The organism is Tamilnaduibacter salinus (assembly GCF_003096655.1).
GTDB classification, from domain to species: domain Bacteria; phylum Pseudomonadota; class Gammaproteobacteria; order Pseudomonadales; family Oleiphilaceae; genus Tamilnaduibacter; species Tamilnaduibacter salinus.
This window is the reverse complement of record NZ_QEKQ01000002.1, coordinates 431,985-445,208: the sequence shown is the minus strand read 5'-3', so window position 1 is coordinate 445,208 and position 13,224 is coordinate 431,985. Positions and strand designations below refer to the sequence as shown.

The following is a 13,224-nucleotide window of genomic DNA, read 5'->3' as shown; positions in this document are numbered from 1 at the left end:
TGACAGCAGAGTGGAGTAAGGCATGGCAGGACACAGTAAGTGGTCCAACATCAAGCACCGCAAAGCGGCACAGGATGCGAAGAAGGGTAAGATCTTCACGAAACTGATTCGTGAACTGACCGTTGCGGCCCGCGAGGGTGGGCCGCATCCGGAAGACAATCCGCGCCTCCGGGCGGTCATGGACAAGGCCTACACCGCCAACATGAAGAAGGACACGGTCGACCGTGCGATTGAGCGCGGTGCTGGTGGTGGTGAGGGTGACAACTACGACGAACTGACCTACGAGGGGTATGGCCCGTTTGGCGTGGCGATGTTCGTTGAGGCCATGACCGACAACAAGAACCGGACGGTGGCAGACGTCCGGTATTGCTTCAATAAAATGGGTGGCAACCTCGGCACCGACGGCTCGGTAGCCTTCCTGTTCACCAAACAGGGCATTATTTCCTATGGTCCGGACCATCAGGAGGAAACGTTGATGGAAGCGGCCCTGGAGGCCGGGGCCGAGGACGTAGCCGAGCAGGACGACGGTTCGTTTGAAATCGTCACCACACCGGACCAGTTTCTGGACGTCAAGCAGTCACTGGTGAGGGCTGGCCTGACGCCCGACAATGCCGAAGTGACCCAGGTGCCGGCCAGCTACGTGACGCTGGACAGCGATCAGGCCGGCACGATCCTCAAGCTGATCGACATGCTCGAAGATCTGGACGACGTTCAGAATGTCTACACCAACGCCGACATTCCGGCGGAGGTGATGGACGAGGTCAGCGCGTGAGGCGCACGTGAGCATCATTCTCGGCGTGGACCCTGGCTCCCGGGTCACGGGCTATGGGGTCCTGCGTCGCGAGGGGCGCCGCATTGAATATCTGGACAGTGGCTGTATCCGTGTCGGTGATCGTCCGATGGCGGAACGCCTGCAGGTCATCTACCAGGGTCTGGCCACGTTGATTGGCGAGTACCGGCCCACGGAGTTCGCCATCGAACAGGTATTCATGGCACGCAATCCGGATTCCGCCCTGAAACTGGGCCAGGCCCGGGGTGTGGCCATGGTGGCCGCCGCCAATAGCGGGCTGGTCGTTCACGAGTATTCCGCCCGTCAGGTCAAGCAGGCGGTGGTCGGCAATGGCGGGGCCGATAAAACCCAGGTCCAGCACATGGTGCAAAGCCTGCTGAAACTGCGCAAACGCCCCCAGTCCGACGCTGCCGACGCCCTCGGCATTGCCCTGTGTCACGCCCACATGAGCGAGAGCATGGCCCGCGTACCCGGTGGGGACCGTGTCCGCCAGGGGCGCATTCGGTCCTGAAGGAGAAAAACAGCATGATCGGTCGTATCTGCGGCGAACTGATTGAGAAAACACCTGGCCAGGCTCTGGTGGATTGCGGCGGCTTGGGTTACGAAGTGGACATTCCCTACACGACCTTCTTTCATCTTCCAGAGACCGGGCAGGCGGTGACCCTGCATACCCATTTTGCCGTTCGCGAGGATGCCCATAACCTGTTCGGGTTCGCCTCGCGCCTGGATCGGGATCTGTTCCGGTTGCTCATCCGTGTGAACGGGGTTGGCCCCAAACTGGCGCTCACCATTCTCTCCGGTCTGGACGCCCGGCAGTTTGTGCAGTGCGTCGACAACAAGGACGCCAGCGCGCTGGTCAAGATTCCCGGCGTTGGGAAGAAAACCGCCGAACGGCTGGTGATGGAAATGGGAGACAAGCTGGGGTCACTGGAAGGCACAGGCGACGCCCAGGTATCACTGGAAGCGGTGCGCCCGGAGCAGCCCGTGTCCCAGGGCGAGCGCCCCGGCGAGGAAGCGGAAGCGGCCCTGATCGCGCTTGGCTATCGTCCGCAGGAAGCGGCCAAAGCGCTCAGCCAGGTGGATGGCGAAGGCCACACCTCCCAGGAGTTGATCCGTCTGGCGTTGCGGAACATGATGGCGTGACCCGGATTGCCGGCGCGTAACGTGACAGCGGCTGACGGCATTGTAAAATGTCGGCGGCGAAACAACGTCAGAACAGGAATCGCATGATCGAATCGGATCGCCTGATCTCCGCGGAACACAGCGACGGTGAAGAACGACAGGACCACGCCATTCGGCCCACGCTGCTGAATGAGTACGTCGGTCAGCCCTCCGTTCGGGAGCAGATGGAGATTTTCATCCCGGCGGCCCGTCGCCGGAGCGAGGCTCTGGACCACACCCTGATTTTTGGCCCGCCCGGCCTGGGTAAGACCACACTGGCCAATATCATCGCCAATGAAATGGGCGTGGCGATCAAGACCACCTCAGGCCCCGTTCTTGAAAAGGCCGGCGATCTGGCGGCCATGCTGACGAATCTGGAGCAGGGGGATGTCCTGTTCATTGATGAGATTCACCGTCTCAACGCCGCCGTCGAGGAAGTGCTCTACCCGGCGATGGAGGATTACCAGCTCGATATCATGATCGGTGAAGGGCCAGCGGCCCGTTCCATCAAGCTGGATCTGCCGCCCTTTACACTGGTCGGAGCGACGACACGAGCGGGGCTGCTGACCGCGCCACTGCGGGATCGATTTGGCATTGTGCAGCGGCTGGAGTTTTACGACACCACCGATCTAACCCGCATTATCCAGCGCTCTGCCACACTGATGGACGTCAACGTGGAGTCCGGCGGGGCCCTTGAAATTGCCCGTCGGTCGCGGGGGACGCCGCGGATTGCCAATCGTCTGCTACGTCGCGTTCGGGACTACGCGGAGGTCAAATCCGACGGGGTGATTACCGAATCCGTCGCCGACCGCGCCCTGAACATGCTCAAGGTGGACCAGCAGGGCTTCGACCACATGGACCGCCGCCTGCTGTTGGCAATGATCGAGAAATTCGACGGTGGCCCGGTGGGCGTTGAAAGCCTATCGGCGGCCATCAGCGAGGAGCGTGGCACAATTGAGGATGTGCTGGAGCCCTTCCTCATCCAGCAAGGCTACATGGTCCGCACCCCGCGTGGGCGAATGGTGACATCCCATGCCTATCTTCACTTTGGTGTGACTCCGCCCGCCTCCGAAGGAGGCAATGGATGAGCGATGAGGTGTTCCAGTGGCCAATCCGGGTCTATATCGAGGATACGGACGCCGGCGGTATCGTTTTTCACGCCAAGTACCTCCATTACATGGAGCGGGCCCGGACAGAGTGGGTCCGCAGTCAGGGTGTGGCGCTGCGTGAAGGGCTGTCGGACAACATCAGTTACGTGGTCCAGAAAATGAACATTCATTACGCGGCGCCCGGATTTCTGGACGATGAGTTGGTCGCGACAGCGGAACTGACGGGGCGCGGTCGGGTGTGGATGGGCTTTCGCCAACGGGTGGTTCGGGAGCGGGATAGCCAGGTTCTGGCGGAGGCGGATGTCCGTGTGGCCTGTGTGGCGCTCGATTCGGGGCGTCCCAGACCGTTGCCGGAAACCATGAAAGCCGTCGTGGACGCGGCGTCGCGGAACACGGAGTCGCATGAAAGTGCCCGGTCAACGGGCTGAGTTTGCTGGTATAGGAGTACCCATGGAGTCACAGCTGTCAATCTGGAGTCTGATTGCCGAAGCGACGTTGCTGGTGCAGTTCGTCATGCTGCTGCTCGTTGCGGCGTCGGTGGTGTCGTGGGCCCTGATTTTCCAGCGCCTGCAGGTCTTCAAAAAAGCCCGCCGGGCCCAGCTCGACTTTGAAGAGCAGTTCTGGTCCGGGATGGACCTGGGCCAGCTCTATAAAGACGTCACCAACCAGCCAACGCCCCACAGCGGTATGGAGTCGGTGTTCCGAGCGGGCTTCCGGGAATTCTCGAGGCTGCGCCAGCAGAGCCGTGATCCGGATGCCGTTATGGACGGCACCCAGCGAGCCATGCGGGTGGCGCTCTCCCGGGAGCAGGAGTCACTTGAAGCGCATCTGCCGTTCCTGGCGACCGTTGGCTCCACAAGCCCGTACATCGGTCTGTTCGGGACTGTCTGGGGCATCATGAACTCCTTCCGCGGTCTCGCCCAGGTCCAGCAGGCGACGCTGGCCACGGTTGCCCCCGGCATCTCGGAGGCCTTGATCGCCACGGCAATGGGTCTGTTTGCGGCGATTCCGGCGGTGGTGGCGTATAACCGTTTCGCGGCCCGGTCCGAGGCGCTGATCAAGAATTACGAGACCTTTGCCGAGGAGTTCTCTAGCATCCTGCACCGGCGGGTTCACGCCAGTGAATCGACACGGGCGGCCTGAGGCCGGGAGAGTCAGTGATGAAAGGCGTACGCATATCGGACAGCAATCGCAAGGGGCCCATGTCGGAGATCAACGTGGTGCCCTATATCGACGTGATGCTGGTGCTGCTGGTGATCTTCATGGTCACTGCGCCGATGCTGACCCAGGGGGTGAACGTGGATCTGCCAGAGACGGCCGCCGACCCAGTGACCGCAGACAAGAACGTGGAGCCACTGGTTGTGTCGGTAGACGCCAACGGAGCCTATTACGTGGATGTCGGTGATGACAGCAGTGAGCCGATGTCCCTTGCGGACGTGCAGGAACGTGTCTCCAAAGTGCTCTCCGGGCGGTCCGACGGGAACGTTCTCGTTCGGGGTGACGAAAACGTGAACTACGGCGTGGTGGTGCGGTTGATGGCGCGGTTACAGGATGCCGGAGCCACCGGCGTCGGACTGATCACGGAGGACCCGGACAAGCCGTGAGCGAGGAAATCCGCGACCGTCGTCCGCCTGCCAATCGGCCCGCCTGGACCGGCCCGCTGACCATCTCTGCCGTACTTCACGGGAGCATTGCGTTGTTGGCGCTCGTGGGCTGGAGCTGGTCAGAGCCGCCTCCGGAGCCGACACCGCGCAGCATTCAGGCGTCGTTGGTGACGCCGGATGAGCTGCGGGCACCTGAGCCGGCGCCAGCGCCCGAACCCGCTCCGGAGCCGGCCCCCGCGCCGCCGCCTGAACCGGAGCCAGAGCCCGAACCGGAGCCAGAGCCCGAACCGGAGCCAGAGCCTGAACCTGAACCGACACCAGAGCCGGAGCCAGAACCCGAGCCTCAGTCACAGTCGGTTGCGGAGGAAGAAGCGGCCAAGGCCAAGCGCGAGGCGGAAGAAAAGGCACGGGAAAAAGCCCGGCGCGAGGCGGAGGCAAAACGCCAGCGCGAAAAAGAGCAGGCCCGAAAGGAGGCTGAGGCGGCCGAAAAACGCCGCCAGGAAGAGCAACGCCGCCAGGAACGGGAAGCCGAGCGCCAGCGACGGGAGCAGCGGCTCGAAGCGATGGCCGAAGAGGCCCGGGAAGCCCGGAAAGAGGCGGAGAAACAACGTCAGAATGAAGCAGCGGCGGCACGCCAGCAGGAGCAGCGAATGCTGTCGGAGAGTGAGAAATACCGGGCACTGATTCGCCAGAGGCTGTCGCAGAACTGGTACATCCCGTCCTCCGCCCGGGAAGATTTGACCGCGATACTGGAGATTGAGCTTTTGCCGACCGGCGAGCTTTCTTCCGTGCGCATCACCGAAAGCAGCGGCAGCCAGGCCTTCGATAATTCGGCACTGAGCGCCGTGCGCGGTCTCGAGCGCTTCCCGGTCCCGGACAGCCGTGATACGTTCGAGCGTTATTTCCGAACCTTTTCGATTGAATTCGATCCGGAAGAGTTTCAATGATGAAAACCATCTCCCGACTGCCATTGTTTGCTCGCCTCGCCACGTTGTTGTTCCTGGTCGCGGCGATGTCCGCCCCGGTACGGGCGGAACTGGTCATCCGCATTACCGAAGGCGCGGAGGATGCGATTCCGGTGGCCGTGGTGCCATTCGGTGAAACCGGCAACCTCTCGTTTCAGGAGAACGTCGCTTCCATCGTGCGGAGTGACCTGAGCATGACTGGCGAATTCAGTCCTTTGTCCGTGGACAAGATGCTCAGCCTGCCCTCACGTGGTAAGGACATTTTTTTCCGCGACTGGCGTCTGCTCGGTCAGAAGTACGTTCTGGTAGGGGAGCTCAGTCCCGTTGGTCAAGGAGAGCGGGTGTCCGCTCGCTTCGAGCTTTATGATGTGAACCGCCAGGAACGGCTGCTGGGGGAGACGGCAACGGTCGCCCGGGATAATCTCCGGACGCTGGCGCACCACATCAGTGATCGGGTGTACCAGACCATCACTGGCAACCGGGGTGTGTTTTCCACCCGTCTGGCGTACGTCACGCTGGAGCAGGAGCAGGGTGAGCCGGTTTACCGCCTTCATGTCAGTGATGTGGATGGGCAGCGCTCGCGCGTCCGGCTCAAAAGCGACGAACCGATCCTGTCGCCGGCCTGGTCACCGGATGGGCGCAAGCTGGCTTACGTCTCGTTTGAGACCGGGCGCCCGGCGGTTTACATTCATGAGCTGGCGTCCGGTCAACGGGAGAAAATCTCCAGCTTTCCGGGGCTGAATTCCGCCCCGGCCTGGTCGCCGGATGGGGATGCCCTGTTGCTGACGCTGTCCCGGGATGGCAACGCGGAAGTGTACAAAATGGACATTGCCAGTCGGCGATTGACCCGCATGACGAACCACTGGGCGATCGACACCGAACCAAGCTGGTCGAGCGCCGGGAGCTCTTTCGTGTTCACATCGGATCGCTCCGGAGGTCCGCAGATCTATCGTATGGACGCCGACGGCGGTGAGCCCCAGCGTCTGACGTTTGGCAGCCGTTACAATGCTCGCCCACGGCTTGGTCCGGATGGCGACTACGTCTTTTACGTCCATCAGCGTGAGGGGCAGTTTTCGATTGCGCGCCTGAACCTGAATAATCGCGAGGAGGTTGTGCTGACCCGCACCGGCTCCGATGAGTCGCCAAGCCTGGCGCCCAACGGTCGTCTTCTGATCTATGCCACGCAGAAAGACGACGAAGGCGTCCTGGCCGTTGTAACGGCCGACGGCGAATCCACGTATACCCTGCCGGCGCGGTTTGGCGAGGTCAGGGACCCGGCCTGGTCGCCGTGGACCGGAAATTCCTGATACAACCAGTTGATACGGACAGAGCCCTGAAAGACACTGACATTCAATAAAGGAGAATGACCATGATTCGACATCAATCCGGCCTTCTGGCCATGCTCGTTGCGTTTGGCCTGGTGGCAGGCTGCAGTTCCACCGGTGGCACCAAGGACGGCCAGGAGGGCACAGCGGATGCCGGCTACGAGTCCGATGTGTCTGCCGTCGATCAGGACGGTGGCAGCGAGGTGTACAGCGGCGACGGATCGTCCGGCGTGGATTCCTCAACGCTGACGGAAGAAGAGCGTCGGGAACAGGCTCAGGAAGCTGCCAAGAAAGAGCAGGCGGCCCTGCGTGACATCACCACATTCTACTTTGACTTTGATACCTCCGAGATCAAGTCCGAGGCGCGGGACGTGCTGATCGCGCACGCGAAATTCCTGGCGTCGAACCCCAACCGGTCAGTCCGGCTGGAAGGCCATGCGGACCAGCGCGGGACCAAGGAATACAACCTGGCCCTGGGCGAGCGTCGGGCCGATGCGGTACAGCGCTTCCTGGTGATTAACGGGGCCTCCCGCAGTCAGATCGAGACGGTCAGCTACGGTGAAGAAAAGCCGGCGGAAATGGGCTCGTCCGAGAGCGCGCACGCCCAGAACCGTCGGGTGGAACTGATCTACCAGTAAGGTCCTGCTCATGAATCAGTGGGGGTTTGGTCTGGTGGCGCTGCTGATCAGTGGTGCCGCCATTGCCCAGCAATCGGTCCCGGCCTATCAGAGTGCCGATTCGGAGGCGCGCCGCCAGGCGTCCTCCAATCCGGGTGTGGCGGAACTGTACTTCCTGGTTGAGGAACTCAAGCGTGAGGTCAGTCAGCTGCGTGGGCGGGTTGAGGAGCAGCAGCATCAGCTGGATCAGCTCAGTCGCCAGGCTCGCGAGCGCTACATTGACCTGGACCAGCGGTTGCTGGATCTTTCCAGCCAACAGGCCCAGACGTCGGATGCTGGCGGTGCTGCAACGTCCGCTTCTGCCAGTGATGGCGCGAACACAGGCGGGGCCAGTGTCGTCGAGATGACCGAGTACCGGGCGCCGTCTGCGGAAGAAAAACAGGCGTATCAGGCGATCATGACGCTGATTCAGGAGAAGAAAGACTTTCCGGCTGCGGTGGACGCGCTGTACGAGTTTCTCGACACCTATCCGCAGGGGGATCGGACGGTGAATGCCTATTACTGGCTGGGCGAGGTCTATTTGGCGATGCCGAAACTGGAACAGGCCCGGCAGGCGTTTTCCATTGTTACCAATCGCTTTGAGGATCACCGCAAAGGGCCTGATGCTCTATTCAAGCTGGGCGTCACTCAGGCCCGCATGGATGAGTCTGAGGCGGCTCGAGAGACGTTGAGGTCTGTTGGCGAGAAATATCCGGGCAGCAATGCAGCGGGACTGGCCAAGGACTATCTGGCGGGAATGGGTGCGTCAGGTAGCGAGAGTTAGCGTCCCATCTGGTGCATTTTTGAACGCGTTGATCAGTGACTGTCCAGCGCGTTCCGGTCGCGGTTTACGCGCATAAATTAAGGGTTGCGAAGGGCAAAAAAATCCGTACCATATGCGCCTCGTTTGGGTCGTTAGCTCAGTTGGTAGAGCAGTTGGCTTTTAACCAATTGGTCGGAGGTTCGAATCCTCCACGACCCACCACCTGATTATCGATGGGTGCCTAACGGGCATTCACTGGTCGACATCCGACCGCGCTTTCGGGTCGTTAGCTCAGTTGGTAGAGCAGTTGGCTTTTAACCAATTGGTCGGAGGTTCGAATCCTCCACGACCCACCAACAGACGGCAGATCGCTGACGCATCTGCCACCATGAGGGGGAGCCGCGGCTCCCCCTTTTTTATGGGTAGCGGATTCGTCGCACCATGGCGTGCGACGGGCCGAAGTGATGGTCCAGTCGTCCCTCAGCCTGGCTTATGATGATGTCACTCTGATGACAGGCCAATCCGGTGGCGCCAGAGGTTGGTATAATGAGGAGATGACCCCATAGTGTGCAGGGGAGGCGGCAAGAGCGCCGCCGTCTCGATTGTGATACGGGAAGAGGCTTCATGACCAAGGCGGAAGAAAGAATTCTGGTTCAGGAACATCTGGCACACGAGGCCGAGCCGCGCCCGTTGAGCCGGGATGAGAAAGACCGGCTGGAATCCGATATCCGGGAGGCTCTGGCCGAGCGTGATGCGGTGTTGGTGGCGCACTATTACACCGATCCGGACATCCAGCGCCTCGCGGAGGAGACCGGCGGTTGCGTGGCGGACTCGCTGGAGATGGCCCGGTTTGGCAAAGACCACCCCGCTTCGACGGTTGTGGTGGCTGGCGTGCGATTCATGGGGGAAACCGCAAAGATCCTGACGCCGGAAAAAACCGTCCTCATGCCCACACTCGAAGCGACCTGCTCGCTGGATGTGGGCTGCCCGCCCGATGAATTCGCCGCTTTCTGTGATGAGCACCCGGACAGGACCGTTGTCGTCTACGCCAACACATCCGCGGCGGTCAAAGCGCGCGCGGACTGGGTTGTCACATCCAGTTGCGCGCAGAGCATCGTCGAGTATCTCGATTCCCGGGGTGAGAAGATCCTCTGGGCGCCGGATAAGCACCTGGGGCGCTACATCGAGCGCACGACCGGCGCTGACATGCTGATGTGGGATGGTTCCTGCATCGTTCATGAGGAGTTCAAGTCCCGGGGCGTCGACGACCTGAGAGCGCTCTATCCAGACGCGGCGATTCTTGTTCATCCCGAATCACCGGAATCGGTAGTGGAAAAGGCGGATGTGGTGGGTTCCACCTCCCAGCTGATCCACGCCGTTCAGACCATGTCCAACGAGACATTTGTGGTCGCAACGGACAATGGCATCTTCTACAAGATGCAGCAGTTGGCGCCGAACAAGACGCTGATCGAAGCACCGACGGCCGGCAATGGCGCGACCTGCCGGAGCTGCGCGCATTGTCCCTGGATGGCCATGAACGGGCTTGAAAACCTGCTTGCCGTGCTCAAACGCGGTGACCAGACCATTGATGTGGATCCGGAGCTGCGCGAGGCGGCGCTGCGTCCGCTGCACCGGATGCTGGACTTTACCGCGAGTATGAACCTCAAGGCCGCGGGGAACGCCTGATCACTGTGGTGCGGGAGTCGGGAGTCCGGGCTCAGAACTGTCGCTGCCTGGTCAGACGTTCCCGGACGCTGGTCAGCCTCTGTTGGATGACGTCCTGGACGGGGGAGCCGCCAGGCACCTTGCCCAACGCTTCCATCAACTGGCGCTCGGCGGCTTCCAGATCGCCGGTGAGCTGGTGGAACTCGGCCCGGGCCCGATGAACGCTCACGATATTGCGGGCCTGGCCTTCCGCCTCAGCACGCTTCTGCCACAGATGGGCGTTATCCGGGTGCCGACGATTGACCTCCGCGTAGTATTTGGCGGCCACTGAGGCGTTTCCGGCGGCCAGTTCCACATCCGCCAGTTGCAGGGTGATGGGGTCGTTTTCCGGGTTCCGCCTGAGGGCGGCCTCCAGTTGCTCTCGCGCCTCATCGTATTGGCCCTGCCTTTGAAGCGCTTTGGCCAACGTAACGGTGAACGTGATCCGTCCGGATGACTGATCGAGCAACCGACGCAGAATGGGTTCGGCCTCTCCAGGCTGGTTGTTGGCCAGGTGGGCCACTGCAAGGCCATAGCGGGCGGCGGGGGAGGCGTCATCGTCCCGGACCAATGCCCCGAATGCATTCAGGGCCGCCTTGTCAGACCGGGCGTAACGGACCTGCAGCCGGGCCCGCATCAGGTGGTACTCCAGCGAGTCCGAGACGTCGCGCTCCGGGTACTGTTGGGCGCGGTTCCAGGTATCGGAGACACGGCTTGGCGTCAGGGGGTGAGTCGACAGGTACTCAGGGGGTTGGCCGCCCTGCAGCCGATTGCGGTCCATCATGATCTCGAACATCCTCGGCATGCCTTTGGGGTCCATTCCCGCCTGGGCCAGAATGTCCAGGCCCACGCGATCCGCTTCCTTTTCGTGAGCGCGGCTGTACTGAAGCATGTTCTGGACGGCCATGGCCTGCGAGCCGGCGATCGCGGCAATGCCCACATCGGACTGGGTCACGGCGGAGAGGATGATGCCGGCCAGCATGCCGGCAACGGTCATCGGGGCGCTCGTCTCCTGCTGCTGCATCCGGCGGGCGAAATGCCGCTGACTCAGGTGGGCAATCTCGTGGGCAATGACTGAGGCAAACTGCTGCTCCGTTTTGGCATTGAGAAACAGGCCGCCGTTCACGCCGATGATGCCGCCGGGCACTGCAAAGGCGTTAATGCCGGCACTGTCGACCACCACAAGGTGGAGGTCGCGGTCGGTCAGCGGCGCATAGGGCACGAGGTTGTGGACGATGTCGCTCAGATAGTCGCGGACCAGTGGATCCTGCACCAGCCGGTCGGACCGGCGGATCGACTGCAGTACCCGCTCCCCAATGGCCGCTTCCTGTTGCTCCGAAACCAGGCCCCCGCCAACGCCGCCCAGAGTTGGCAGCCCGGACGAATCCGCCGAGACCGGGTGGCCAGTGAGTCCGCAGGCCAGCATGGCTGTCAACGCAAGGCATCGTCCCTGTTTGCGAATGATGGAGAGGCATCCCATGGGAAGCTGTTATACTCCTGTACCGGGTTGGGGCGCATCCGTCTGTGAGGATGGCCCTGTCGGATGTCGGCGGGACCGGAATCGGACCTGTCGCCAGTGTAGCGCATCACCCCCGCTCGACGGGATGACGATTCCGACATCCTGTTCCTCAGTCACCAGTAATGCCATCGGATCAATTGTGACCGACCAGACCCTTGATGCCAGCGGGCTGACCTGCCCAATGCCGCTGTTGAAGACCAAACTGCAGCTCCAGTCGATGAGTGCGGGCGAGCGTTTGATCGTGATTGCCACCGACCCGGGTTCAGCACGGGATATCCCTGAATGGCTTGCCCAATCCCCGCACCGACTGGATGACAGTGAGGTAAGCGAATCGCATTATCGCTTCGTGATAAGCTGCCGGGCTGCCGAACTGGATAGCGACGGGGGCGAATGAATGGTCCGCATTCTCAAGGGATTGGCGCATAAGTATTTCTCGGATGACGAGGCGGTCATTCTGTTCCTGATCCTTGTCGCCGGCACGCTGGGGATCATCTGGCTCGGTCACATGCTGGCGCCAGTGATTGCATCGGTGATAATTGCGTTCATCCTGCAGGGGCTGGTGACGAAGTTGAGTCCGCGGATGCCGGAGTCACTGGCTGTCATGCTGGTTTTCGTGCTGTTCATGGGCGTGTTGTTCGGGTTTCTTTTCGGCCTGATGCCGCTGGTCTGGGGGCAGTTGACCTCTCTGGCCGGGGAAGCGCCCCGGATATTCCGGGAAGTTCAGACCTACGTGGAGCTGCTGCCGCAGGAGTATCCCGCGCTCGTCTCCTCGGACACGCTCAACACCCTGTACCGCCAGATTGCCGGTGAGGCGGCCGGCTTCACCCAGTGGCTGGTATCGTTCTCTCTATCCAGCATTCCCGATATTCTGGCCCTGCTGATCTATCTGGTGCTCGTCCCCATTCTGGTGTTCTTCTTCCTGAAAGACCGTGCCGTTCTGCTCTCGGCAATTGCCTCAACGCTGCCCCGCCAACGTCCGCTGATGCGTCGCATCTGGGAAGAGGTCAATCTCCAGTGCGCGAACTATGTCCGGGGGAAGGCGCTGGAAATCCTGATCGTCGGCGGCGTCACCTTTGTGGCCTTCCGGATTCTGGAGCTGCCATATGCGGCCCTGCTGTCGTTACTGGTGGGGCTGTCGGTGGTCATTCCCTACATTGGCGCGGCGGTGGTGACCGTGCCTGTGGCGATCATTGGCCTGTTTGCCTTCGGCTGGGGCAGCAGTTTCATCTGGCTGATGATCATCTACGGCATTATTCAGGCGCTGGACGGCAACTTCTTGGTACCGCTGCTGTTTTCGGAAGTGAACAACCTGCACCCCGTGGTGATTATTATCGCCGTGCTGTTTTTTGGCGGAATCTGGGGGCTTTGGGGTGTGTTTTTCGCGATCCCCCTGGCCACGCTGCTGAAGGCCGTTATGGCGGCCTGGCCGGTTCACGAAAGCCCACCTGAGAATGAGGCGGACGCCGATCCGTCCTGACTGCGCCGAACGCCTGTGCTGGTCCGTGGAATCACGATCTTCTGGCCGTCCGGGCGTCCTGCTATTGTCCCTGTATGACCCGCTCCCGGCGCTGCAAATGCTTGTTTCGGTGGGCGGGCGGAATTACCATTGGCCCTTTACCGGAACGGAG

At 61.5% G+C, this 13,224-nt stretch carries 15 protein-coding genes and 2 tRNA genes; 16 read left to right on the top strand and 1 reads right to left on the bottom strand.

Features of this window, described 5'->3' with window-relative positions:
* Window positions 1–22 precede the first annotated feature (22 nt).
* From C8D92_RS04615 to nadA, 14 genes are all read left to right on the top strand, one after another.
* Window positions 23–772 (top strand): YebC/PmpR family DNA-binding transcriptional regulator, encoded by a 750-nt coding sequence (locus tag C8D92_RS04615; RefSeq protein WP_095609982.1) that lies wholly within the window; start codon window positions 23–25, stop codon window positions 770–772.
* 7 nt (window positions 773–779) lie between these two features.
* On the top strand, window positions 780–1,301 hold the full coding sequence (gene ruvC / locus C8D92_RS04610) for a crossover junction endodeoxyribonuclease RuvC (RefSeq protein WP_095609981.1): 522 nt from the start codon (window positions 780–782) through the stop codon (window positions 1,299–1,301).
* A 14-nt stretch (window positions 1,302–1,315) separates the two neighbouring features.
* Window positions 1,316–1,933 carry a Holliday junction branch migration protein RuvA gene (gene ruvA / locus C8D92_RS04605; protein WP_095609980.1) on the top strand — a complete coding sequence of 206 codons (618 nt, stop codon included), beginning with the start codon at window positions 1,316–1,318 and terminating at the stop codon, window positions 1,931–1,933.
* Window positions 1,934–2,016: 83 nt separating this feature from the next.
* Window positions 2,017–3,039, top strand: coding sequence for a Holliday junction branch migration DNA helicase RuvB (gene ruvB / locus C8D92_RS04600; protein WP_095609979.1), 1,023 nt, complete (start codon window positions 2,017–2,019; stop codon window positions 3,037–3,039).
* The gene (locus C8D92_RS04595) at window positions 3,036–3,488 is read left to right on the top strand and encodes a YbgC/FadM family acyl-CoA thioesterase (protein WP_095609978.1); all 453 of its coding nucleotides are present in this window, start codon (window positions 3,036–3,038) and stop codon (window positions 3,486–3,488) included. Before ruvB ends, C8D92_RS04595 begins: the two co-directional genes overlap by 4 nt.
* A gap of 22 nt (window positions 3,489–3,510) precedes the next feature.
* A complete protein-coding gene (gene tolQ / locus C8D92_RS04590; RefSeq protein WP_095609977.1) occupies window positions 3,511–4,203 on the top strand; it encodes a protein TolQ in 693 nt (230 codons plus the stop codon).
* A gap of 17 nt (window positions 4,204–4,220) precedes the next feature.
* Window positions 4,221–4,664, top strand: coding sequence for a protein TolR (tolR, locus tag C8D92_RS04585; protein WP_095609976.1), 444 nt, complete (start codon window positions 4,221–4,223; stop codon window positions 4,662–4,664).
* Window positions 4,661–5,611, top strand: a complete 951-nt coding sequence (gene tolA, locus C8D92_RS04580; RefSeq protein ID WP_243402358.1) for a cell envelope integrity protein TolA — start codon at window positions 4,661–4,663, stop codon at window positions 5,609–5,611. Before tolR ends, tolA begins: the two co-directional genes overlap by 4 nt.
* On the top strand, window positions 5,608–6,936 hold the full coding sequence (tolB, locus tag C8D92_RS04575) for a Tol-Pal system beta propeller repeat protein TolB (RefSeq protein ID WP_095609975.1): 1,329 nt from the start codon (window positions 5,608–5,610) through the stop codon (window positions 6,934–6,936). Before tolA ends, tolB begins: the two co-directional genes overlap by 4 nt.
* A 62-nt stretch (window positions 6,937–6,998) precedes the next feature.
* A complete protein-coding gene (pal, locus tag C8D92_RS04570) occupies window positions 6,999–7,592 on the top strand; it encodes a peptidoglycan-associated lipoprotein Pal (protein ID WP_095609974.1) in 594 nt (197 codons plus the stop codon).
* 10 nt (window positions 7,593–7,602) lie between these two features.
* On the top strand, window positions 7,603–8,394 hold the full coding sequence (gene ybgF / locus C8D92_RS04565) for a tol-pal system protein YbgF (RefSeq protein ID WP_095609973.1): 792 nt from the start codon (window positions 7,603–7,605) through the stop codon (window positions 8,392–8,394).
* A 125-nt stretch (window positions 8,395–8,519) separates the two neighbouring features.
* A tRNA-Lys gene (locus C8D92_RS04560) sits at window positions 8,520–8,595 on the top strand.
* 58 nt (window positions 8,596–8,653) lie between these two features.
* Window positions 8,654–8,729 (top strand) — tRNA-Lys (locus C8D92_RS04555).
* 268 nt (window positions 8,730–8,997) lie between these two features.
* Entirely contained in the window at window positions 8,998–10,059 is a 1,062-nt protein-coding gene (gene nadA, locus C8D92_RS04550; protein WP_116918546.1) for a quinolinate synthase NadA, read from the top strand.
* Between the two features lie 31 nt (window positions 10,060–10,090).
* Here nadA and C8D92_RS04545 read toward each other — a convergent pair whose 3' ends face one another.
* Window positions 10,091–11,557, bottom strand: coding sequence for a M48 family metalloprotease (locus tag C8D92_RS04545; protein ID WP_116918545.1), 1,467 nt, complete (start codon window positions 11,555–11,557; stop codon window positions 10,091–10,093).
* A 178-nt stretch (window positions 11,558–11,735) separates the two neighbouring features.
* Here C8D92_RS04545 and C8D92_RS04540 point away from each other — a divergent pair, with 178 nt between their 5' ends.
* Together C8D92_RS04540 and C8D92_RS04535 are read left to right on the top strand one after the other, a co-directional pair.
* Complete coding sequence (locus C8D92_RS04540; RefSeq protein WP_116918544.1) at window positions 11,736–11,990, top strand: sulfurtransferase TusA family protein; 255 nt, start codon at window positions 11,736–11,738, stop codon at window positions 11,988–11,990.
* Window positions 11,991–13,073 (top strand): AI-2E family transporter, encoded by a 1,083-nt coding sequence (locus C8D92_RS04535; protein WP_095612120.1) that lies wholly within the window; start codon window positions 11,991–11,993, stop codon window positions 13,071–13,073.
* The last annotated feature ends 151 nt before the right edge of the window (window positions 13,074–13,224 follow it).

What these genes read in the sequence shown, in the direction of transcription:
- C8D92_RS04615 (WP_095609982.1), top strand. Translation starts at nt 23, where the DNA reads ATGGCAGGACACAGTAAGTGGTCCAACATCAAGCACCGCAAAGCGGCA.
- ruvA (WP_095609980.1), top strand. Translation starts at nt 1,316, where the DNA reads ATGATCGGTCGTATCTGCGGCGAACTGATTGAGAAAACACCTGGCCAG.
- ruvB (WP_095609979.1), top strand. Translation starts at nt 2,017, where the DNA reads ATGATCGAATCGGATCGCCTGATCTCCGCGGAACACAGCGACGGTGAA.
- C8D92_RS04595 (WP_095609978.1), top strand. Translation starts at nt 3,036, where the DNA reads ATGAGCGATGAGGTGTTCCAGTGGCCAATCCGGGTCTATATCGAGGAT.
- tolQ (WP_095609977.1), top strand. Translation starts at nt 3,511, where the DNA reads ATGGAGTCACAGCTGTCAATCTGGAGTCTGATTGCCGAAGCGACGTTG.
- tolR (WP_095609976.1), top strand. Translation starts at nt 4,221, where the DNA reads ATGAAAGGCGTACGCATATCGGACAGCAATCGCAAGGGGCCCATGTCG.
- tolB (WP_095609975.1), top strand. Translation starts at nt 5,608, where the DNA reads ATGATGAAAACCATCTCCCGACTGCCATTGTTTGCTCGCCTCGCCACG.
- pal (WP_095609974.1), top strand. Translation starts at nt 6,999, where the DNA reads ATGATTCGACATCAATCCGGCCTTCTGGCCATGCTCGTTGCGTTTGGC.
- ybgF (WP_095609973.1), top strand. Translation starts at nt 7,603, where the DNA reads ATGAATCAGTGGGGGTTTGGTCTGGTGGCGCTGCTGATCAGTGGTGCC.
- nadA (WP_116918546.1), top strand. Translation starts at nt 8,998, where the DNA reads ATGACCAAGGCGGAAGAAAGAATTCTGGTTCAGGAACATCTGGCACAC.
- C8D92_RS04545 (WP_116918545.1), bottom strand. Translation starts at nt 11,557, where the DNA reads ATGGGATGCCTCTCCATCATTCGCAAACAGGGACGATGCCTTGCGTTG.
- C8D92_RS04535 (WP_095612120.1), top strand. Translation starts at nt 11,991, where the DNA reads ATGGTCCGCATTCTCAAGGGATTGGCGCATAAGTATTTCTCGGATGAC.